The organism is bacterium, from assembly GCA_021108215.1.
GTDB lineage: Bacteria > Oederibacteriota > JAAXVQ01 > JAAXVQ01 > JAUVAV01 > JAIORK01.
Map to the genome: position 1 here is coordinate 200,475 of JAIORK010000049.1, position 21,285 is coordinate 221,759.

Sequence of the window (21,285 nt, forward strand, 5' to 3'; positions counted from 1 at the left end):
TATAGTTAGGCATATCATAGAAATAGTAGGATGTCAAATTCCCCCATCACCCAAAAATCGTTATTTTAAAAAGGTTTTTTAAATTTTGCCGCCTTTAATGGGGCATAACTATATAACCTGGGGGAAGTCCAGATTATGTATGATTCCAAAGTGGAAATTGATGTAATTATGAACCGAACGACTGTTCGCGGCATACCTTAACGCTTTTATTTTATAAGCCGCAAATTAAGCGGATACCGGTATTGTTTTCCATCACTCGCAGAAATAGACGCAGCGATTGTAACAATGATATCAAAAACAACCAAAACCAGCATTATCAGCAATCCAATTAGAATTAAGGACAAAACTGCGGAAACTAAAAAATAGATCACAATGCTGATCTGAAAGTTGAGGGCTTCTTTTCCCTGGTCATCCACCAGGGCATAATCATATTTCTGCAAGGACCATAGGATCAATGGTGCAACAACGTTCCCCAGGGGAATAAAAAATCCGGAAAAAGTACTTAAATGACAGAGCATGGCCCAGGTATTTTCCGTTTTTTCGTCCTGCACCGGCAGCTTAACTTTTTTTACGACTTTTTTCTTCACAGGCATGTTTGCTCTCCTTTGGGTTTCACGGACAAATACGTTTGGCAATGGAAATAATCCAGTGATGATATTTTCCAATCACGCCGGAATGCGTTTCCAAGGTGGTATCATACTGATCATAGGGCGACTCAGACGCCACCGGTTTAATCCCCCATTTTTTTCTCGGAAAAGGCGCCGTGGCGCCATCCACAGCAGATCCGATGGGTTTTTCCAATATATGGTTAAACGCCAAAAAAGATTTCCTCTGGAAAACATTGTAACAGACAACACCGGGATTTCTGACAATCGGGAAAGAATCCCCGCTCAAGTGAATCCCGGGAATCTTTTCTTTCCAAATGATTTTCCATTTTTTTCCTTTTTTCACACTCCAGCCGGCGCAAAGACTGTCTGCCTCAGCCAATTCGGATATAACAGGGTCCAAGGTGACCAATCCCCGAATTTTAACCCATCCTTTAAGCTGCTCAACCAAACGAATGGCAAAAATTCCGCCACGGCTATACCCGGCGATAAAAGCATCCGGCAACTGCCGGCGCGCCTGCATGATCTCCTGAAATATCCCCTGGAGCATGAACATAATATTATCCACCGCTTTGATATTTTCAACTGAAAAATTCTGCCACTCATACTTAGGATTTAAAATATTCAGTATCAGACAATCATCCTTATACAAATCAAACAGCATGGCAGCTGTATTGGGAAACTTGCTGGCATTGGTATAAACCTTGCATTTTCCCAACCAGATATTTTTTTCAATAATCCGATGAATACCTGTTAATTGCTCCCCGAAAAGTTTATCGCGTTCGGGATTGGAATCTAATGTCGGAATTTGTTGACCATTAATGATGATGAATAAATATTTAATTTGTTTTTTTTGAACAAGTCTTTTTATTGTGGAGAGTCCATAGCCTTTTTTAGTGCTTAAAAATGAAAAAGTAGGCCACTCGGTATCCTTAAGCGTATCATAATAAATTTTCGAACTGAAAAACTCCCGAGGTTTGTCCATACCATTCCACTCTTATCCATTTTTAAGTATATTATCGGACAGATGATACACAGATGCAATTGAAATAAGGCAGGAATGTAGTCCCCTTCCGGTTGACGTCTGATCGTGGCCAAACGACCCTTACCAACTATACAAAGGCATCCTTGAACCATTCCGGCGATTGACCTGCAAGCAACGCAACAACATCAAACCGGCATGCCGGCAATAGGGGTGAGGTAATCTTTCCCCCGCTTTTATGATGTTTCTGAAGATACAGTTGTGCGGTCTTAATGATTTTTTTTTGTTTGATTTTATCGACAGTTGCCTGCGGTGTGCCAAAATCAGCATGCGTACGGCTTCTCACCTCAACAAAACAGAGGGTCTCACCGTCACGGGCAATAATATCAATTTCTCCGCAAACACAGCGATAATTGCGTGTGATAATTTCCAATCCCTGATCTTCCAGAAACAGCACTGCCTGCTCTTCGCCGCAGTCACCTTTTGATTTCATTTTTTTATTGAGAAAAATCCATCTGAAGAATCGGCGCAAAAGTTTTGCGGTGAAGTTCACAGATCCCATGTTCACGAATGGCTGTGATATGTGCCGCAGTACCATAGCCTTTGTGCTGTGCAAATCCCCAAGACGGATAAAGGTGATCATAATCTTTCATAATACGGTCACGGGTCTCTTTGGCAATAATGGATGCCGCAGCAATGGAGAGTGAATGGTCTTCACCGGACACAACGGTTTTGGCATTTCCGGCCCAGGCGGGCATGCGGTTTCCATCGATTAACAAAAAATCCGGTTTGTTGGCAATACTATTGACGGCCCGCTGCATGGCCAAAAAGGTTGCCTGCAAAATATTTACTTTATCAATAGTTTGCGCATCCACAATACCGACACCAATATCGCAGGCACGCTCGTGGAGCAGCATGAAAAGGTTTCTTCTTTTTACAGGAGATACTTTTTTTGAATCCCGGACATCTTCCAGACCTTGAATATTTTCCGGCAATATCACGCAAGCCGCCACAACCGGGCCGGCCAAAGGACCGCGGCCGGCTTCATCAATGCCGGCCACGTTCTGATGTCCTGCTTGTTTTGCCTGTTTTTCCAGTGCAAAACGGTCTAATAAATTAACCTCATCCAGCAGAGATTGATTCCCCACATTTATGCCTCGATTTTTTCTTCCGGTTTTGTTTCATTTTCCTGCTTGGCGGCCTCTTGCGCCTGGACCTGAGCAGCTGCTTCCAGAGCTGATGCTGCTTGTTCAGCCTCAATCGCTTTTTGTTCCGCCGCCTGGATTTGCATAAGTTTGTCACGACGCATTTGTTTAATCTTGGCACTCTTACCGGTCTTACCGCGTAGATAAAAAAGTTTCGCCCTTGCCACTTCACCGCGTTTGACAACTTTAATCTCGTTGATCATGGGTGAATTAATCAAAAAGGTACGTTCCACGCCGACACTCGAAGCAATCCTGCGCACTTTGATGGTTTCATTGATGCCGGCACCCTTGCGCCCGATCACGGTCCCCTCAAAAACCTGAATACGTTCTTTCTCACCTTCTTTAATCTTCAGGAAAACTTTGATAACATCTCCCGGATTAAAACCAGGCATGCGCTTTTTCCTCAAATGCTCTTTTTCAATACCTTTAATTGTTGCTCCAATATTCATGTCTTGGACCTCCTACCAGTCCTTCGCCGTCTTTTGGTTTCCTTCAATTTCCCAATAACCTCGAGATCGGCGGAATTCAATTCAACATTTTCAAGCAAATCAGGCCGGTGCATATATGTTTGCCTCAGCTGCTGCTCACGACGCCATGCACTTAGCTTCCTGTGATTCCCGGAAAAAAGAACTTCCGGAACTTTCCACGACCGGTACTTCGCAGGCCGGGTAAAATGCGGGTAATCCAGCAATCCATCTGAAAACGAATCAAATGCCGCTGAATCATCCGCGCCTAAAACTTCCGGAAGCAACCGCACCACGGCATCCACAACCACCACCGCCGCCGGTTCGCCCCCGGTCAATACATAATCACCAATTGAGATCACACCATCACACAACCGGTCTTCGACACGCTGATCAACACCCTCATAACGACCACAAATCAGTGTGAATTTTTTCTCCTGCGCCAGTTGTTCCGCCATTTTTTGGTCAAAACGTCTGCCGGTCGGCGAGAGTAGATAGACACTCCCGGTCCCGCCGTTTTTCTCCACTTTGCCCAAGGCACGTGCGATGGGTTCAACTTTCATCACCATACCACATCCGCCGCCATAGGGTTTATCATCAACAATTCGGTGTTTATTCCTTGAAAAATCACGAATATTAATCAGGCGTGATTCAAAAAGGCCCTTCATTCTTGCACGCTTCAAAATTGATTGAGAAAAAGATGCTTCTAAAAGTTCCGGAAACAATGTAAGAATATTCACGGTCAAAGACCGTTTCCGCATCATCATCAATACCCTTCCGGGATTTTCACAATCATCTTTTTTTGTTCAAGATCAATTTTCAGTATAATCTCTTTACGGGCCGGCAGCATCATTTCTTTTTTCCCGCTGCCTCTGATTTCGTAAACATCATTCGACCCTGTCTGATAAACATCGACAACATTTCCCAGAACCCGCCCTTGTTGATCTTCCACCGTAAGCCCGATGATATCATCAATAAAATAATTATCCGGTGAAAGTGTTCCCCGCTGGACTTTCGGCAATGCCAACCAACCGTTGGTTAACCCTGCCGCCTGATTCCGGTCCTGAATTTCTTGAAATCTCAGTATAATAAAACGCTCACAGGGTCTGCTGGATACCACTGTGAGTCGTTGCGCCTTTTTTTGTTTCCCGATCCAGTGCACACACCTAAGATTTTCAAAGCGCCCGGAAACATCGCTGAGTGAAAATATTTTAACCTCGCCACTCACACCATGAGGCGCGCCGACTTTGGCGATCATCACCCATTCTTCATCCGGCGACACTGCGATGGTTTCCTTAGTCATTCTTGAATGACTAAGGAAACCTTACTTTTAGTTTTAGTGGCTGCTGCTGTTAATAATTGCCGGAGTGCTTTGACGGTCTGGCCTTTTTGACCAATAATTCTGCCAAGATCCTCATTTGCCACTTTCAATTCTAAAACGGTCCCGTCGCCACTCGTTTGCTCAGTTACGTGTACTGCATCAGGATTATCCACCAACGATTTTGCGATATACTCAATCAGTTGTTTCACGCTTTCTTCTCAGCCGCTGCCAATTCTTCAGCCTTTTTCAAAACACCTTGCTTATGAAAAATCCTGTGCACCGTATCAGTTGGTTTGGCCCCACGGGATACCCACCACGCAGCCTTTTCTTCATCCAGCGTTAATTTAATTGGTTTTTTCAAATTATCATAGGTACCAAGTTGTTCAACGCATCCCTTGGGTTTTCTGGAATCAGTTACAACAATATGCCAAAAAGGTCTGTGAACTGCTCCTCTGCGTTGAAGTTTTATAATAGTTGCCATTTTTCTTAACCCACCTCTATATTAATATGTTGCATTAAATCTTCTGGAGCCGATGACCAGAGTCGAACTGGTGACCCACGGTTTACGAAACCGTTGCTCTACCACCTGAGCTACACCGGCCAAAAACCCATATATAAAAGGATTTCTCATCCTGTTATTTGTATGGTGCCGCAAGACAGAATCGAACTGTCGACACAAGGATTTTCAGTCCTCTGCTCTACCGACTGAGCTATCGCGGCATGTGATTTTCACAATGCCGAAGGATTGGAAAATCAGGTTCAAAATATTAGCAAATCAAGTTTTGAATGTCAACTCAATTTCATTTTCCCACTAACGAAAACATAATCCGGCCTGGCCTATTGTCCATGGCATTTCTTATATTTTTTCCCGGAACCACAAGGACAGGGATCATTTCTCCCGACTTTGGGTGTCTGGCGCCGAATCGGTTCAGTTTTAACCATGCCTCCGGCTGGAATAGCCTGACTCATATCCCGGGGACCACCTGGCATTGACGGCATAACGCCAGGCACATCGGATTGTTGATACCCTGATTTTTGTGTCGGAACAATTTCTTCCCTGGATTCTGTCCAGCGTGAAGGCATAGAAGCCCTCGGTCCTTGATCCGGATTCTGAAATGCTTGAATCTTCAACAAAAGTTGGATCAATTCCTGCTTAATCTGAAGAATCATGTCGGCAAACATATTAAAACCCTCGCGTTTGTACTCCAGGAGAGGATCTTTTTGCCCGTATGCCCTCAGTCCAATCCCTTCTTTAAGTTTATCCATATCATAAAGGTGTTCCTTCCAGCGCTGGTCCACAATCTGCAGCAGTAAGGCACGCTCCAACTGGCGCATCACGTCAGCTCCAAAAGATGTTTCCTGATCTGAAAAACCTTTCAAAACCTGCTTTTTAAACTCTTCAGCAACAATTTCCCGATTAACACCGGGGATATCTTCCTCACTCCAGGTGAATACAGCTTTATACTGCTGACCCCAGGTATGGATGGATTCCCAGTTCCATTCTTCCGGATAGATCTTTTCCGGGGTCATTTCAGGCAGTGCGTCATCGTGAATATCATCAATCATGCCCAGGATATGTTCATGCAAATCCGCGCCTTCCAGCACACGGGTCCTTTCGCCATAAATCACGGTCCTCTGCTTATTCATGACATCATCGTACTCCAACAAGTGTTTCCGAATATCAAAATTATGCCCTTCCACAGTCCGTTGAGCCCGTTCCAAAGCTTTTGTGATCCAGGGATGCTCAATAACCTCACCTTCCTGCAATCCCAATTTTTCCAACATCCCTCCCACCCGTTCGGACCCAAAAATCCTCATTAAATCATCCTGCAAAGAAACATAAAAACAGGATGATCCCGGATCACCTTGCCGTCCGGCACGTCCGCGAAGCTGATTGTCAATCCGCCGGCTCTCATGCCGCTCCGTACCGATAATATGCAATCCACCCAATTCACGGACACCTTCACCCAATACAATATCCGTTCCGCGTCCTGCCATGTTGGTCGCAATGGTCACAGAACCTTTTTGACCGGCCTGTGCAATAATTTCAGCTTCCCGCTCGTGCTGCTTGGCATTTAAAACTTGGTGCGGCACACCTTTTCTTTTAAGCAATGCGGAAAGTTTTTCGTTTTTCTCAATGGAGATCGTTCCGACCAAAACGGGTTGACCCAGTTGATTAAATTCTTTGATCGCCAAAGCGACCGCCTCAAACTTTTCACGTTCTGAGCGGTAAATCTGGTCCCCCCGATCCTTGCGCACCATAGGACGATTGGTCGGAATCACAATAACATCCAATTTATAAATATGATTGAATTCTTCCGCTTCCGTATCCGCCGTACCGGTCATGCCGCTAAGTTTGTTATAAATTCTAAAATAATTCTGAAACGTAATCGAAGCCAGCGTCTGGTTTTCCCGCTGGATACGGACATTCTCTTTGGCTTCCAGCGCTTGATGCAATCCTTCCGAGAAACGCCTGCCCGGCATCAGCCGCCCGGTAAATTCATCTACAATAATAACCTGATTATCCTGAACAACATAATCCCGATCACGGACAAAAATAACATGCGCCTTTAAACCCTGATTGATATGGTGAAGAATTTCTACATTTTTCGAATCATAAAGGTTGCCTACATTCATAAGTTTCTCGGCATGCGCAACGCCCTCTTCAGTCATCACTACCGTGCGGGATTTCTCATCCTTGGTGTAATCGGTTTGAGCACTTAACCGCGGGATAATTTTATCAATCCGGTAATACTTATCCGTCGACTCTTCGGTGGGCCCTGAAATAATCAACGGTGTCCGCGCTTCATCAATCAAAATCGAATCCACTTCATCGACGATACAAAAATTCAATTTGCGTTGAACACGTTCCTCCGGATGAATGGCCATATTGTCCCGCAGGTAATCAAATCCAAATTCATTGTTGGTCCCATAGGTGATATCACAAGCGTAGGCAGCCTTGCGTTCCTGCGAATCCAGTCCGTGCTTGATACATCCAACTGTCATCCCCAAAAAACGGTAAATCTCACCCATCCCGCGAAAATTACCCGTCCCCAACGAATCGCGTTCCGCCAGATAATCATTCACCGTAATCACGTGAACGCCATCGCCGCTCAGCGCATTGAGATAAACCGGCAATGTTGCCACCAGGGTTTTTCCTTCCCCGGTTTTCATCTCGGAAATTTTCCCCTCGTGGAGTACAATGCCGCCTTTCAGCTGCATGTCAAAATGGCGCATCCCCATACTGCGCACGGAAGCTTCACGTACAACCGCAAAAACCTCTATCAACAAGTCATCCAGGGTCTCGTCAGCCTGTAACCGTTTCCGAAATTCATCGGTTTTGGATCTCAGCTGTTCATCCGTTAATTTCTGCATCTCCGGTTCCAGGCCATTGATTTGTTCAACCAATGGCATCAGACGCTTTATATCCCGCGACGATTTAGTACCAAAAAATTTAGTCAAAATTTGATTTAACATCATAAACTCCCTTGATTATCCTGCCAGGGTAACGTGCTCCCTCAACAACAGGTTAAAAACACCCTCGAAAACAAGTGCTGAAAAACGACGGTTCTTTCCTGCCGGATAAGCCTGTTGATTTTTATTTAAGCTTGCTTCCGGCCAATGCTTTGGCAATTCTATCCAATCCTTTTTTAAGATTATCGAGAGAGGTTGCATAAGAAATACGCAGAAATTCATCCGCACCGAAACCATCTCCCGGCACAACCGCCACTTGCGCATTTTCCAAAAGATGATCCGCCAGTTGCATGCTGGTACTGATTGTTTTGTTCCCCAGTTTTTTACCCAGTAACCCGCCGATATTCGGAAAAACATAAAAAGCCCCTTGCGGCATTTCACAAGTAACACCGGGAATCGCATTTAATTTCCCGACCACAAATTCCCGTCTTTCTTCAAAAGACTTCTTCATTTCGCCAAATGCCGACATGGGTTTAGTCAATGCAGCCAGTGCGGCTTTCATGGAAATACTCGCAGGGTTGGAGGTGGAGTGACTTTGCAGCTTGGCAATCGTGGCAATCACCTCTTCAGGTGCCGCGATATAACCAATCCGCCAACCTGTCATCGAAAAAGCCTTAGAGACGCCATTGACCACAATTGTCCAGTCTTTGGCTTTTGGCAGGACGGCTGCCGGCGATACATGTTTTTCATTGTCATAAATCAAGTGCTCATAAATTTCATCTGAAAGCACAATGATTTTTTTAACAATCGCCACACGCATAATATCTTTGAGTTCTTCCTCGTTATAAACCGCGCCGGTAGGATTACTCGGCGAATTAAGAATCAGCATTTTTGTTTTGGGTTTAATGCGGCGGCGCAACGTAGCTGCCGTAATTTTAAAACCGTTTTTTTCCGTTGTTTTCATAACAACCGGCTTGGCGCCGGCAAGTTTCACCGCTTCAGGATAGCTGACCCAATACGGCGCCGGAATAATCACTTCATCGCCGGGATCCAGGACAGCCTGGCAAATATTATAAATCGAATGCTTGGCACCGCAATTAATAACCACTTGTTTCACGGAATAATCCAACCCATTCTCACGGCTTAATTTTTCGCAAACCGCTTCTTTTAATTCCATCGAACCGGAAGCTGGAGTATATTTTGTATACCCGGCTTGAATGGCTTCAATACCGGCTTTTTTAATGTAATCCGGCGTATCAAAATCCGGTTCACCTGCCCCAAAATTAATAATGTCCATTCCGGACGCTTTAAGCTGTTTGGCTTTGGAATCAATGGCCAATGTTGGTGAAGGTGATACCCGTTTCATCCTTTTAGCGATTTGCATACACGCCTCCTTCAATCTGGCTAACTATATGATTCAATAGTGCGAAAAATATTATCATAATCATCCTGACAAGTAAAGATTCCATTCCTTATACAACTGCATTGAAAAACAAGGTTTTTATGCTAGTGATCCCCTAGAAGCCCACAGGTTGGTATTGTGAAAAAAACCGGACATGCAATAATTAGATGCCGGCAGGTTGCAAATATTTATCCGCCAAAACTGCGGCAGCGGCACCTTCTCCGGCGGCGACAATGATCTGTTTGACGATATTGTCCCGGCAATCTCCGACTGCGAAAATTCCGGGTTGAGTTGTCATGAACCGCTGATCCGTTTTTATATAACCACCCTTATCCAGCGAAACCGTTTCTTTCACAAATCCCGTTTGGGGGGTAAGTCCGGTAAAAATAAAAACACCTTTTACCTCAATCACCTTTTCCTCTTTACCGTCGCGCGGCCCAATTGCAATACCTTGTACGCCCTGCTCGCCGCCTACAATGCGAAAAGGCACTTTGGGGGTCACCGTCTCAATCTTAGACATTTTCAATACATGGTCCTGAATAATCTGATCCGCACGAAAAGCGTCCCGCCGATGGATCAAATAGACTTTTGAGGCAAACCGGGTAAGAAATTCCGCCTCTTCCAGCGCGGTATTCCCACCGCCGACCACGGCCACCGGAACATCCTTAAAAAAAGCACCATCACAGGTTGCACAGTAAGAGACACCCCGTCCACGAAAAGCATCTTCACCCGGAACGCCTAATTTCTTTGGAATCGCACCGGTAGCAATAATAACCGTCCGCGCGGAATAATCCGCACCCGCGCAATGAACCGTATGAACATCCCCCGGGGTAACCTGGATCACTTGATCCAGCACAATGGGAACATTAAATTCCTGTATCTGCGTATTCATTTTCATCATTAATTCCGCGCCATTCACATGCGGCAGACCTGGATAGTTATCCACCTGCCATGTGGTGACTGCTTGACCACCCGGCGCGAGTTGTTCCAGCACCAATACGCTCCGTCCCGCCCGGATTGCGTACAACCCGGCAGTTAATCCCGCCGGACCTGCACCGATAATCACATTATCGTAAATTCGCTTCTCTTTTTCGCTCACACTTCCTCCCATACGTTGCCGGCAACAGAAATAATCTTTGATTTTGTACAGGCGCCGACGATCTGGTCAACCAAGCGGCCTTGCTTAAAAAACAATAATGAAGGGATTGAAAAAATCGCAAAGCGACCGGCAATGTTCGGATTGGCATCAACATCCAGTCGCAGGACCCGAATCTTTCCCTTGTATTCCAATGAAAATTCTTCAACCACCGGCGAGAGCATACGACACGGGGTACACCATGCAGCCCAAAAATCCACGATCACCGGAGTTTCCGATTTCAAGACTTCCGACTCAAATGTCTGGTCTGTCACATCCATATTCATCCCCTGCCTTTCACCGCAATCTGTGCATGTTGGTTGGCCCAACCAACATGCTTAAATAAACAGCTTCAAAACTATATAAACAATCATTAATAACCCATAAATAATCCCCAGGACTGTCAAATGCCATTGGGGGGAGAAGTGAATTTCCCCGCACTGTTCACGATCACTTTGTTTATCAATCATAACCGTCTTATTCACGTCAAATTGGAAAGCTTGAATTTGTCATGAATTGCCTGCAACGCTTCTTCAACACGCTCTTCTTTTAAAATGACTGAAATTTTAATTTCCGAGGTGGAGATCATCTCAATATTAATCCCTTTTTCAGACAACGCCTGAAACATAGCCGCCGCGACACCGCTGTGGGTTTTCATGCCGACACCTACCACACTGACCTTTCCTATATGTTCGTCCGCCTCAAACCCCTTTGCACCGAGTTCCTGCACCAATTGTTCCACAATGCCTTTGGCTCGAGTCAGCTCATCCTGATGAATGGTAAAGGAAATATTTGTCGTTCCTTCTTCTGAAACGTCCTGAACAATCACATCAACATTCAAATCCTCTCCGGCCAAACGTCCGAATATTTTCGCAGCAATTCCCGGCTGATCCGGAACCCAGAGAATGGTGATTTTCGCTTCTTTTTTCGTATGGGTGACACCTGATACCAATACGCCTTCCATCTGTTCAACCTCCTCCATAATGAGAGTGCCGGAATCAGGTTTGACACTTGACCGGACATGTAAAACAATACCGTTTTTTTTGGCAAATTCAATTGACCGGTTATACAGTACTTGCGCCCCTAAACTTGCCATTTCCAGCATTTCATCATAGGAAAGCCTCGCAAGCTTGGATGCATCCCGCACAATTCTCGGATCTGCTGTAAAAACGCCGTCAACATCTTTGTAAAATTCACAAATATCAGAATCCAAGGCAGCCGCCAAAGCAACCGCCGTTAAATCAGAACCACCCCTGCCCAGCGTTGTGATTTCTTCTTCTGCTGTTTCACCCTGAAATCCGGCAACAATCACGACTTTCCCTAAGTGCAGCGCTTTATGAATTTTCTCTCCGCCCATTTTAACAATCCGCGCCTTATTATGAACATCATCCGTTACAATGCCAACTTGCGGCCCGGTAAAGGAAATAGCATCGCATCCCAGCGATTTGAGTGCAATCGCCATGAGTGCGATGGATTGCTGTTCACCGGTAGCCAACAGCATGTCCATTTCCCTTTCATCGGGATACGCTGTAATCGCTCTGGCTTTGGCAATCAATTCATCCGTCATATCACCGGGCGCCGAAACAACCACCACCACATTGCGCCCCTTTTTTTTCACTTCAACAATTCTCTGCGCAACACCTTTCATCAGTTCGGCCGATGCCAAGGTGGCACCGCCGAATTTCATGACTGTAATATTCCCTGCCAATTCCCTAAGCCTCCTTGGCCTTATCCGGCTCAGATGATTCGCCTTGCCCGGCACCTGCCACATCGTCTACCGGAGTGGGCAGACCTTGCTTATCACTGTTTTCCGGCCATTTCCCAGTAATAAAAATATCCATCAAATGCCAACCCTCTTCAATATGCAACCCGGTTGCTTTGGCTTGTTCTTCATCATAGCCGTTTTGGCCATGGGTTATTTCCCGGCCGGGTTGATAAATAATAAACGGTACAGATTCATTGGTGTGCGTCCGTACATCCAACGGTGTGGGATGATCGGGCATCACCATTACTTTATAGTCTTGCCGGCCTTCCAGACCCTTGAGAATCGTCCCAATAACTTTGACATCAAAATCTTCAATCGCTTTGACTTTCCCCTGCACGTCCCCATTGTGGCCGCATTCATCCGGCGCCTCAACATGCACAAAAACAAAATCATGTTTTTTCAACACCTTCAACGCAGCTTCCGCTTTGCCGACATAATTGGTATCCAAATACCCGGTAACACCGGAAACTTTAATTACCTCCAAACCGGCATACAATCCAATTCCTTTAATAAGATCAACTGCCGAAATAACCCCGCCGGTGAGATGATATTTATCCGTCATTGTCGGCATGTTCGGTTTTGTCCCCTGCCCCCACAGCCAAATCATATTCGCCGGTGGTTTACCGTCATGCCGTCTTTCGCGGTTCACTTCATGTCCTTCCAAAAGAAACCGGGAATCCTCCATCAGCCGGCTGACATCCTTTTGACCTGTGCCTTTAGGCATATGCTCCGTGATTTCCTTACCGCTAATATCATGCGGCGGGGTACAATTTATTTTTAAAGGACCACTGCGCCATACCAGCAGATGACGGTAGCTGGTGCCCAAGTAAAATTTAATTTTGTCTGAACCTAATTTCTGTCCCAACATTTTAATCAACGGTTTTGCATCTTCCGTTGAAATATGTCCGCTGGAAAAATCTTCCATAATATTCTTTTTGATATTAACCAGATTGCAACGAAACGCAACATCTTTGGGCCCTAAATCAACGCCGATATTAGCAGCTTCCAAAGGGGCGCGGCCTGAGAAGTACTTCCGCGGATCATATCCCATCAGCACCAAATTTGCCACATCCGACCCCAACGGATACCCATCCACCAATGTATGCGTGGTCCCCAAGGTACCCTTTTGGGCAAGAAAATCCATATTCGGTGTCTTGGCTGCTTGCAGGGGTGTTTTCCCTCCCAAATCGGGATGCGGATGATCCGCCATGCCATCGCCAACTAATAGTATATACTTCATAATAATTACTTCCTCTTAATCGTTTTTTTCAAACCCATTAATTTTATAACCTCCGCCATTTTAGGTTTGCAGGTTTTAAACTGACTGGACTGATCAATGGCCCGATCCGGATCCTTCAAACCATGTCCGGTTAAAATGCAAACCGCCACAGAATCCTGAGAAGCATTTTGCTTGAAATAGCCCGATTTGGCTATTTTCATAAAACCGGCAACCGAGGCCGCTGAGGCAGGTTCACAGAAAACCCCTTCCACTCGGGCCAGATGCCGATAGGCAGCTAAAATCTGATTATCCGTAACCATACCAATCATACCCTTGGATTCATCCCTGGCTTCTTCCGCTGATTGCCATGAAGCTGGATTGCCGATTTTTATCGCAGTCGCGATGGTTATCGGATCTTTGATGGGCTTGCCTTTTACGATGGGTGCCGACAATGCTGCCTGCCATCCCATCATACGGGGCAAACGTGAAATTCGACCGCTTCGCTTATATTCTTTATAGCCCTTCCAATACGCTGTGATATTACCCGCATTTCCCACCGGAATAAAATGAAAATCAGGGCCACGTCCGCCAAGTTGATCGACAATCTCAAAAGCACTCGTTTTCTGACCTTCTATGCGATATGGATTTATTGAATTTACAAGAGTTACGTTGTGTTTTTCAGAAATTTCTTTAACAATGTCCAGGGCTTGGTCAAAATTTCCTTCAATTGCAATAACTTTCGCACCGTGCATCATAGCCTGGGCAAGCTTTCCCAATGCAATGGCACCTTTGGGCAAAACCACATAACAATCCAATCCGGCACGCGCAGAATACGCAGCAGCAGAAGCTGAGGTATTTCCTGTTGAAGCACATATAACAGCTTTTGAGCCTGCTTCTTTGGCCTTAGAAATCGCCATAGTCATTCCCCGGTCTTTAAACGATCCGGTTGGATTTGCCCCTTCAAACTTCAAATACACTGCCATCCCTGTAACTTGCGATAATTTCCCCAACGATGGTGCCGGCACAAGCGGTGTGTCCCCCTCATGTAGCGACACAATGGGTGTGTTACCTGTCACGGGTAAAAATCTTCTATATTTTGATATAAGTCCTCTATTAATCAATGGTCTCTACCCTTATCTTAAGCGTTGGCTGAACAGAAAATGACAATTTATCAATCGTCTCCAAAGCATCACAAACATCCTTTTCCTTGGCCGTATGCGTCATAAAAACAATTGGAACGCTGTTTTCTTTATTCGTGTCCTTTTGAATGACCGATTCAATCGAAATACCCTTCTCACTTAAAATACCGGCAATTTTAGCGATAACGCCAATTTCTTCTTTCACTGTAAACCGCAGATAGTATTGCGATTGAATTTCTGTAATCGGTTCAATAACGAGTTTCCCACTATTATTCTGAGGTAAATAATACACTGCCGGCACCTTATCCGCCACACCCATATGAATATTTCTGGCAATGAATATCACGTCCGACATCACTGCCGAGGCAGTCGGCATCTCACCGGCACCTTTACCGTAAAACATTGTCGGCCCGACTGAATCCCCAATGACATAAATACCATTGTAAACCCCATGCACAGAAGCCAATAAATGTTTTTCCGGAATCAAGGTGGGATGTACCCGCACTTGAACTTTCCCATTTTCATCTTGCTTGGCAATTCCCAGAAGCTTTATCTCCTGTTCCAATTCCTCACGTGCATACAGAATATCCTGTGCCGTAAGCTCTGTGATCCCTTCCAAATAGACATCTTTGGGTTCAATCCGTTTCCCAAATGCCAGCGAGGCCAAAATAACCAATTTATGCATGGTATCACCGCCGCCGACATCCAGTGTCGGATCAGCTTCAGCATAACCTTTTTCCTGCGCTGCTTGCAACACCTCATGATAATTATGCCCTTTTCCCATCTCAGTCAGGATATAATTCGCTGTTCCATTAATGATTCCGTAAATAGCCTTTACATGATTGGCCGCCAACCCATCATTCAACCCCTGCACCACAGGAATACCGCCGCCCACTGCCGCCTCAAAATAAATAGCTGCTTTTGATTCCCGGGCGGTCTGCTGGAGCTCGTCCCAATGCTCTGAAAGTAATGCTTTATTGGCTGTCACAACATGCTTCCCGGCTTTCAAAGCCCTAAGCACAAATGTTTTTGCCGGTTCAATACCTCCGACCAGCTCAACAACAATATGGATATCCGGGTCATTAATGACATCATCCACCTGTGTGGTTAATAATTCCGGATCAACGCGAATCCCACGGTCGCGGGTAATATCCAAATCCACAATTTTTTTCAATTTCAAATCAACACCAGCGCGTAATTTTAACAGATCAGGACTTTCAAGTAATATCTTGGTGACACCCGTACCGACCGTCCCCCAACCAAGCAAGCCTACATTGATTGATTGCGTCATCATTTAAAAACAGCTCCTTCCCAGAGTACCAAATTCAATCCCGGCATTATACTGATGTCCATAACGACCTGTCAAGTGCCAAGTCCTGCCAACTTTACATTTTTTCCTTTGTTTTAAGGGTCTTTTGGGTTATCAACAAAACCGGCAACCATCACGTGATGATTGCCGGTTTTGTTGATAAAAAAAACGATAGGATAAAATTCCAGCCGCTATTTTGATAAACCCATTGCTTTAAACAACCCGGAAATAGAGGTATAGTAATCCGCCAATGCCTGAACATAATTAACCCGTTCTTCGCCCAACTGAAGCTCAGAGGTCAAAACCTGCGAAAGTGGAATTTCATTCATCATCTGCTTGGCACGATTGATCTCCAAATCCTTTTCCCGAAATTTAATTTTTGATAAAGATGCCGTGACCATGGTCATGGCCTTTTGATAATTAAAGTAATTCTCTTCAACCTCATTGGCAACATTGCCGCGCAGCTCAATAAGATCAGCTTCGGAGGTCGCTTTTTCCACCCGGCTTTTGGCCAGATTGGAAAAATTCTCCAGTTTATCAAACAATCCCATGGTAACACTTTGCGTTTTGGAATCCTTGGTATTATCCTGCTGACCAAACTCCGTGGGAACACTCTTCTTGTTCTCCCATGAATATTGCGCTGAATTGGCTCCCAGAATCCAGGATAATTGGAGTTTCATCGACCATTCATCACTGAGTTCAAGGCCTTCCCCTTTTTGGCTCTGACCGTTTTTTCCCACCTGACCAACAAACTCCAGTTTCGGCATATCCTCTGCCATGGATATCTTGATACCGTATAGATCCGCCAGCGTCGTGTACTCATTCACCGCAAGATCCGGCCGGTTCTTAAAACTCAGACCAAGGCACTCATCAAGTGAATAATTAAAATCAAAATCAGTGAATGTCAATACTGCATTAATCTGAATGCCGATCGAAGCGTCTACATTGCAGGCCTGACGCAATTCCAGTTCAGACAATGCAATATCCTGCTGAGAGGAAAGCAGCTGATAATAGGTCTGGTCCGTCTGTGATTGAACATTCAAAAATTCCTGATAGGAATTAAGTCCTTGCCGGTATGCTTCACGGGAAAATGAAAGCGCAGACTCGGCGGCTTTTGATAAATCAGCCTGAATTTCAAAAACCATCTGAGTTTTTACCAATTCATAATAAGCTTTTTCCACTTTGTAGATGGTTTCCTGTCTGGCTTGTTCATGTTTTTTCTTAGCAACCACCAAATTGGTCTTATTTTGCTTCAATTCATAGATAAGTTTTCCGCCATTAAATATAATTTGTGTTGTTTCCAGACCATATTTCAAACCGGAAAAATCATCGTCGCCGCCTTCGCCGCCTTCACCGCCTGAACTGCCTTCCTGTTTTTCCCAATTCGCTTTGACGGCCGGCAAAAATTCCCTTTCCGATTCAAGCACTTTGTATCTTTCATACTCATGTTCCCGCAGTGCCACCTGCACACGCGGATCATTCAGAAGCGCGACACGTTTACAATCTTCCAAATTAGTCAAAATTGTCGGAATTTTCTGCGATTCCTCCCAGGCACTTTCTATTTCCTCAAGCTCCGCCAAGTCTTCGTCAGCATATTCATCTTCCCAATACTCATCCTCGTATTCCTCAACAACCTCTTCATAGTCATCCTCATACTCTTCATCCTCCCCGCCACTATCTTCTTCAAGTTCACCCAATTCACCGGTTTCAATTTCAAATTCTTCTTCCTCTTCAATAACTGCCGGCAACAATTCCTCATCAGATAATTGTTCACCTTCCAATATTTCTTCTTCAAACTCCGGTTCCGGAAAATACTCTTCAGCACCCTGCTCGATGTCCTCAGTCGATTCAGTTGGCACCTCGCCTTCACCAACATCGTCTTCCACCACCACTTCTTCATACTCAAATTCTTCGCCTTCCGGCGCGAATTCAGCCCAATCTTCTTCATCCTGGTCTTCATAAATAACTTCGTATTCTTCCTGATCATCCGCTTCCTGTGCCGGACTCTGAACAGGTTGCAGCATGATACCGCCCAAAACGACCATCATGATCAAGAGAAATAACTTATACTTCTTCCACATAATCTTCTCCCTATAAAGGATAGTTAAATTTCCCCGCTTCAAAAACTGAAAAACCGCTATAAGCTGTTACAAATTATACTTGCCATCCCGCTGCCTTCCCGGCTTCCCAGCCAAAATGCAATGGGTTTCTTATTCAGTTTCCCCGCACCGGGGAATTCGCGGTTAACCTATTAAACCGATTCTTCCTGTGTTGGTTGCACACGCGGCGCACCAAATAATTTTCGGCTGATCCATGCAAGTACTTTTTGAGAGCTGGATTTAATGTCTTCAAAAATCACATAGACACAAGGAATGAATAGTAAGGTTAATACCGTACTGGTAATCAATCCACCCACTACCGTGATTGCCAGGGGCGACCATAAATTCGAGCCCTCGCTGCGATCAAGTGCCATGGGCAGCAATCCCAACACTGCGGTTGAAACTGTCATGAAGATCGGTCGCAGACGGCTTTGCGAAGCCGCTAGAATCGCGCTAAACATACGTTTTCCCCGGGATACCAGCAGATTAATCGTATCCACCAAAATAATCGCCGGATTGACCACCATGCCGGCTAACATCAGCATACCAATAAAAACCCCCACACTTTTCGGCTTGCCGGTAATGTATAGAGCAACGACCACCCCAATAATCGCCATGACCACGGAAAACATAATAATAAACGGTTGGTAATAAGATTCAAAAAAAGCGGCCAATACCATATACACCAATATGACGGTAAGAATCACCGCCAGACTTAACTGCCGGGCACTCTCGATCATTTTATCGTAGTTACCGCCAAAACGGTAATAATAACCCTTGGGAAAATCGATCCCGGTTAAAGCGTCACGGACTTTTTCAACTGCCGAACCAAGATCCGTTGATACACTGGCTGAAGTCTGAATCATGCGTGATTTGTTTTTACGCCATATTTCCGACGGACCCAAACCGGCGTAAGGTAAACTTGATCACCGTTGGGTGCCGTAACCGTCAATTTGTTAATATCATCAAGCGTCTTGCGGAATTTCTCCTGCAAACGTACGATGGTCTCAATCTCAATTCCGGCATTCGTGTGAAAATCAGTCCCGATAACCCCACGCATTTGCGTATTGATTTCTTCCGCCATGGTCTTGACATTTATATCAAACTGCGCCGCTTTGGCTTTGTCCACATGGAAACGCATTTCAGGACGCCCTTCTTTCATCCGAATACGGACATCTGTCATGCCTGGCAGGGTCTCCAGCTTGTTCGCAATCGAGATCGCAAGCTGTTTCAATATGACGTAATCATATCCAAATAAATCCAGCACCAACGTCTTCGTGCCCACTTCCTGTTTTTCTTCAAAATAAACGTAGGCAGGTCTAAACTGGACCAATTGAGGACGCAGATCATCCAAAATTTCTTTGGTAGACCGTTTACGCTGATAGGCAGGTTTGAATTCAACATGGATTTCCGAACGGTTTTGTTCCACCAATGAAGATAAATTTTTCACTTCCGGAACTTTTGCCAGGAACCGTTCCACCCGTTTAACAATATCATTGGAAATATCCAGTTTGGTACCGGCCGGCAGTGTCAAATTCACAGTCACCTTATTTTGCTCCACACTCCCCATGAATTCCGATCCCAGCTTGGTGTTTAAGTAAACCGCCAGACCGAGCAAAATCAGGAGAACCAGGGAAAAAAGATACCGATAACGGATGGCCAGGGTAAGCAGCCGGCGATAAATCCCTGCGAAAGTTTTCCCCAAAGGAACCCGTGCGCCCTCCACCCATTTTTTCTCTTCCACCTTGACCTCTTTCAGCATTCGGCTGGCCATAACCGGCAGCAATGTCTGGGCAACAAACAGTGATGCCGTGAGCGAAAAAATAACTGTCATGGCCAGTCCTTCATACAGCATGCGAATTTCCTTATTCACAAAAATAATCGGAATAAAAACCACTACTGTCGTAATCGTGGATGCAATAATGGCAAAACCTACTTCTTCACTGCCAACCACTGCAGCTTCGCGTACCGGCATGCCCTCCTGGTTTTTCTTAAAAATATTATCTAAAACAACAATACTGGCATCCACCAGACTTCCCGAAGCCAGTGCCAATCCGGAAAGCGTCATGGTGTTGAGGGTGATATCCAAAAAATACATAGCTGTAAAAGTTGCAATAATTGCTAAAGGAATCGAGAGTGCAATAATCAACGGGCTGCGTAAATTCCGCAAAGTAATGACCAATATAAGCGAAGCCAATATCGCACCGCTAAACAAAGCACTTTTCACGGTTGATATGGCCGTTTTAATGCTGACTGATTGATCCATCACGGTTACAAAACGGATCCCTTTTTTCATTTTTGGTTTCATTTCTTCCAGTGATTTTTTAATCCCTTCGCAGACCTCGATGGTATTGGCCTGACGCTCTTTATGCACATAGATCGAGACCGTGGGCGCGGTATCATAACGCGCATAGCCGGCAGCTTCCAGGAAGGAATCCCTTACGCTGGCCACATCTCCGACTCTAATAATCATGCCTTCCGGAGAGGCTGCCAGACCTATTTTTTTAATACCTTCCACGGTTTTAAACTGACCAATCGCCCGCACCAAATAACGGTAATCACCTTTTTCATAGTTTCCCGCCAACAAGTTCACATTGTTGTCATGCAGTACTTTTACAATATGTTCAATGGAAAGACCGTATGATTGCAAGCGGCTCTGATTTATCTCGCATAATATTTTACGCTCCCGTCCACCGGAAACTTCTACATTGGAAACACCCGCCACCCGGTTCAAGGGCTCTTTAAGCTCCTTATCCGCCACTTCCCGCATATACTCCGTCGGAATGGTTTCCGAGAGCATGGCCACAATCATAACCGGCGCATCCGCCACATCATATTTTCCCAAAATCGGTTTGCGAATGCCTTTGGGAAGTTTATTACGAACTTTGGAAAATTTTTCCCGAACTTCCAACGCAGCAAAATTCATATCAATCCCGGGTTCAAATTCCAGGATCGTCTCGGATTTTCCATCCTCGGACGAAGATTCAATATTTTTCAGATGGGCGCAGGTGGAAACGGATTCTTCCACTTTCTTGGTCACCATATTTTCAACTTCGGTGGGCGGAACGCCCGGATAACTGATATTGATGGTCACAACCGGATAACTTGTATTGGGCATTAATTCAACCGGTAGCTGTGACAATGAAACAGCACCCAAAATACTGATGCCGGTAAAAATCATAATAATCGTAACCGGTTTTTTAATAAAATATGCCGGTAATCCCAT

At 45.1% G+C, this 21,285-nt stretch carries 20 protein-coding genes and 2 tRNA genes; all 22 read right to left on the minus strand.

Going from position 1 to position 21,285, the window contains the following annotated elements; genetic code table 11:
• Positions 1-206: 206 nt before the first annotated feature.
• Positions 207-593 carry a DUF4870 domain-containing protein gene (locus K8S19_11645; GenBank protein MCD4814332.1) on the minus strand — a complete coding sequence of 129 codons (387 nt, stop codon included), beginning with the start codon at positions 591-593 and terminating at the stop codon, positions 207-209.
• A gap of 19 nt (positions 594-612) precedes the next feature.
• Positions 613-1,590 carry a hypothetical protein gene (locus K8S19_11650; GenBank protein ID MCD4814333.1) on the minus strand — a complete coding sequence of 326 codons (978 nt, stop codon included), beginning with the start codon at positions 1,588-1,590 and terminating at the stop codon, positions 613-615.
• 127 nt (positions 1,591-1,717) lie between these two features.
• Entirely contained in the window at positions 1,718-2,080 is a 363-nt protein-coding gene (locus K8S19_11655; GenBank protein ID MCD4814334.1) for a YraN family protein, read from the minus strand.
• A 4-nt stretch (positions 2,081-2,084) separates the two neighbouring features.
• Positions 2,085-2,720: a ribonuclease HII gene (locus K8S19_11660; GenBank protein MCD4814335.1), complete on the minus strand. Its 636-nt coding sequence runs from the start codon at positions 2,718-2,720 to the stop codon at positions 2,085-2,087.
• A 17-nt stretch (positions 2,721-2,737) separates the two neighbouring features.
• Positions 2,738-3,235, minus strand: a complete 498-nt coding sequence (gene rplS, locus K8S19_11665; GenBank protein ID MCD4814336.1) for a 50S ribosomal protein L19 — start codon at positions 3,233-3,235, stop codon at positions 2,738-2,740.
• A gap of 2 nt (positions 3,236-3,237) precedes the next feature.
• Complete coding sequence (gene trmD / locus K8S19_11670) at positions 3,238-4,002, minus strand: tRNA (guanosine(37)-N1)-methyltransferase TrmD (GenBank protein MCD4814337.1); 765 nt, start codon at positions 4,000-4,002, stop codon at positions 3,238-3,240.
• 20 nt (positions 4,003-4,022) lie between these two features.
• Entirely contained in the window at positions 4,023-4,538 is a 516-nt protein-coding gene (gene rimM, locus K8S19_11675) for a ribosome maturation factor RimM (protein MCD4814338.1), read from the minus strand.
• Positions 4,539-4,555: 17 nt separating this feature from the next.
• Entirely contained in the window at positions 4,556-4,786 is a 231-nt protein-coding gene (locus K8S19_11680) for a KH domain-containing protein (protein ID MCD4814339.1), read from the minus strand.
• Positions 4,783-5,058, minus strand: a complete 276-nt coding sequence (gene rpsP / locus K8S19_11685; protein ID MCD4814340.1) for a 30S ribosomal protein S16 — start codon at positions 5,056-5,058, stop codon at positions 4,783-4,785. The genes K8S19_11680 and rpsP overlap by 4 nt, the downstream gene beginning before the upstream one ends.
• Positions 5,059-5,102: 44 nt before the next feature.
• Positions 5,103-5,178 (minus strand) — tRNA-Thr (locus K8S19_11690).
• A 43-nt stretch (positions 5,179-5,221) separates the two neighbouring features.
• A tRNA-Phe gene (locus K8S19_11695) sits at positions 5,222-5,297 on the minus strand.
• Between the two features lie 117 nt (positions 5,298-5,414).
• Positions 5,415-8,054, minus strand: coding sequence for a preprotein translocase subunit SecA (gene secA / locus K8S19_11700; protein ID MCD4814341.1), 2,640 nt, complete (start codon positions 8,052-8,054; stop codon positions 5,415-5,417).
• A 121-nt stretch (positions 8,055-8,175) separates the two neighbouring features.
• The gene (locus K8S19_11705) at positions 8,176-9,375 is read right to left on the minus strand and encodes a pyridoxal phosphate-dependent aminotransferase (GenBank protein MCD4814342.1); all 1,200 of its coding nucleotides are present in this window, start codon (positions 9,373-9,375) and stop codon (positions 8,176-8,178) included.
• 181 nt (positions 9,376-9,556) lie between these two features.
• Positions 9,557-10,504, minus strand: a complete 948-nt coding sequence (gene trxB / locus K8S19_11710; GenBank protein MCD4814343.1) for a thioredoxin-disulfide reductase — start codon at positions 10,502-10,504, stop codon at positions 9,557-9,559.
• Positions 10,489-10,815, minus strand: a complete 327-nt coding sequence (trxA, locus tag K8S19_11715; protein ID MCD4814344.1) for a thioredoxin — start codon at positions 10,813-10,815, stop codon at positions 10,489-10,491. The genes trxB and trxA overlap by 16 nt, the downstream gene beginning before the upstream one ends.
• Positions 10,816-11,009: 194 nt before the next feature.
• Positions 11,010-12,299 carry an aspartate kinase gene (locus K8S19_11720; protein MCD4814345.1) on the minus strand — a complete coding sequence of 430 codons (1,290 nt, stop codon included), beginning with the start codon at positions 12,297-12,299 and terminating at the stop codon, positions 11,010-11,012.
• Positions 12,241-13,533: a cofactor-independent phosphoglycerate mutase gene (locus tag K8S19_11725; GenBank protein ID MCD4814346.1), complete on the minus strand. Its 1,293-nt coding sequence runs from the start codon at positions 13,531-13,533 to the stop codon at positions 12,241-12,243. Before K8S19_11725 ends, K8S19_11720 begins: the two co-directional genes overlap by 59 nt.
• A 5-nt stretch (positions 13,534-13,538) precedes the next feature.
• Positions 13,539-14,630: a threonine synthase gene (gene thrC / locus K8S19_11730; GenBank protein ID MCD4814347.1), complete on the minus strand. Its 1,092-nt coding sequence runs from the start codon at positions 14,628-14,630 to the stop codon at positions 13,539-13,541.
• Positions 14,626-15,942: a homoserine dehydrogenase gene (locus tag K8S19_11735; GenBank protein MCD4814348.1), complete on the minus strand. Its 1,317-nt coding sequence runs from the start codon at positions 15,940-15,942 to the stop codon at positions 14,626-14,628. Before K8S19_11735 ends, thrC begins: the two co-directional genes overlap by 5 nt.
• A gap of 209 nt (positions 15,943-16,151) precedes the next feature.
• Positions 16,152-18,041 (minus strand): TolC family protein, encoded by a 1,890-nt coding sequence (locus tag K8S19_11740; protein MCD4814349.1) that lies wholly within the window; start codon positions 18,039-18,041, stop codon positions 16,152-16,154.
• Between the two features lie 170 nt (positions 18,042-18,211).
• Positions 18,212-18,925 carry an efflux RND transporter permease subunit gene (locus K8S19_11745; GenBank protein ID MCD4814350.1) on the minus strand — a complete coding sequence of 238 codons (714 nt, stop codon included), beginning with the start codon at positions 18,923-18,925 and terminating at the stop codon, positions 18,212-18,214.
• Positions 18,922-21,285 (minus strand): efflux RND transporter permease subunit, encoded by a 2,364-nt coding sequence (locus tag K8S19_11750; protein MCD4814351.1) that lies wholly within the window; start codon positions 21,283-21,285, stop codon positions 18,922-18,924. The genes K8S19_11745 and K8S19_11750 overlap by 4 nt, the downstream gene beginning before the upstream one ends.

Excerpts from the sequence above, each read along its gene's own strand:
- trxB (MCD4814343.1), bottom strand. The coding sequence starts at position 10,504 with ATGGGAGGAAGTGTGAGCGAAAAAGAGAAGCGAATTTACGATAATGTG.
- K8S19_11650 (MCD4814333.1), bottom strand. The coding sequence starts at position 1,590 with ATGGACAAACCTCGGGAGTTTTTCAGTTCGAAAATTTATTATGATACG.
- K8S19_11750 (MCD4814351.1), bottom strand. The coding sequence starts at position 21,285 with ATGGGATTACCGGCATATTTTATTAAAAAACCGGTTACGATTATTATG.
- rpsP (MCD4814340.1), bottom strand. The coding sequence starts at position 5,058 with ATGGCAACTATTATAAAACTTCAACGCAGAGGAGCAGTTCACAGACCT.
- K8S19_11720 (MCD4814345.1), bottom strand. The coding sequence starts at position 12,299 with ATGTGGCAGGTGCCGGGCAAGGCGAATCATCTGAGCCGGATAAGGCCA.
- K8S19_11645 (MCD4814332.1), bottom strand. The coding sequence starts at position 593 with ATGCCTGTGAAGAAAAAAGTCGTAAAAAAAGTTAAGCTGCCGGTGCAG.
- K8S19_11740 (MCD4814349.1), bottom strand. The coding sequence starts at position 18,041 with ATGTGGAAGAAGTATAAGTTATTTCTCTTGATCATGATGGTCGTTTTG.
- K8S19_11725 (MCD4814346.1), bottom strand. The coding sequence starts at position 13,533 with ATGAAGTATATACTATTAGTTGGCGATGGCATGGCGGATCATCCGCAT.
- K8S19_11745 (MCD4814350.1), bottom strand. The coding sequence starts at position 18,925 with ATGATTCAGACTTCAGCCAGTGTATCAACGGATCTTGGTTCGGCAGTT.
- K8S19_11655 (MCD4814334.1), bottom strand. The coding sequence starts at position 2,080 with ATGAAATCAAAAGGTGACTGCGGCGAAGAGCAGGCAGTGCTGTTTCTG.
- K8S19_11705 (MCD4814342.1), bottom strand. The coding sequence starts at position 9,375 with ATGCAAATCGCTAAAAGGATGAAACGGGTATCACCTTCACCAACATTG.
- trxA (MCD4814344.1), bottom strand. The coding sequence starts at position 10,815 with ATGAATATGGATGTGACAGACCAGACATTTGAGTCGGAAGTCTTGAAA.
- secA (MCD4814341.1), bottom strand. The coding sequence starts at position 8,054 with ATGTTAAATCAAATTTTGACTAAATTTTTTGGTACTAAATCGTCGCGG.
- K8S19_11735 (MCD4814348.1), bottom strand. The coding sequence starts at position 15,942 with ATGACGCAATCAATCAATGTAGGCTTGCTTGGTTGGGGGACGGTCGGT.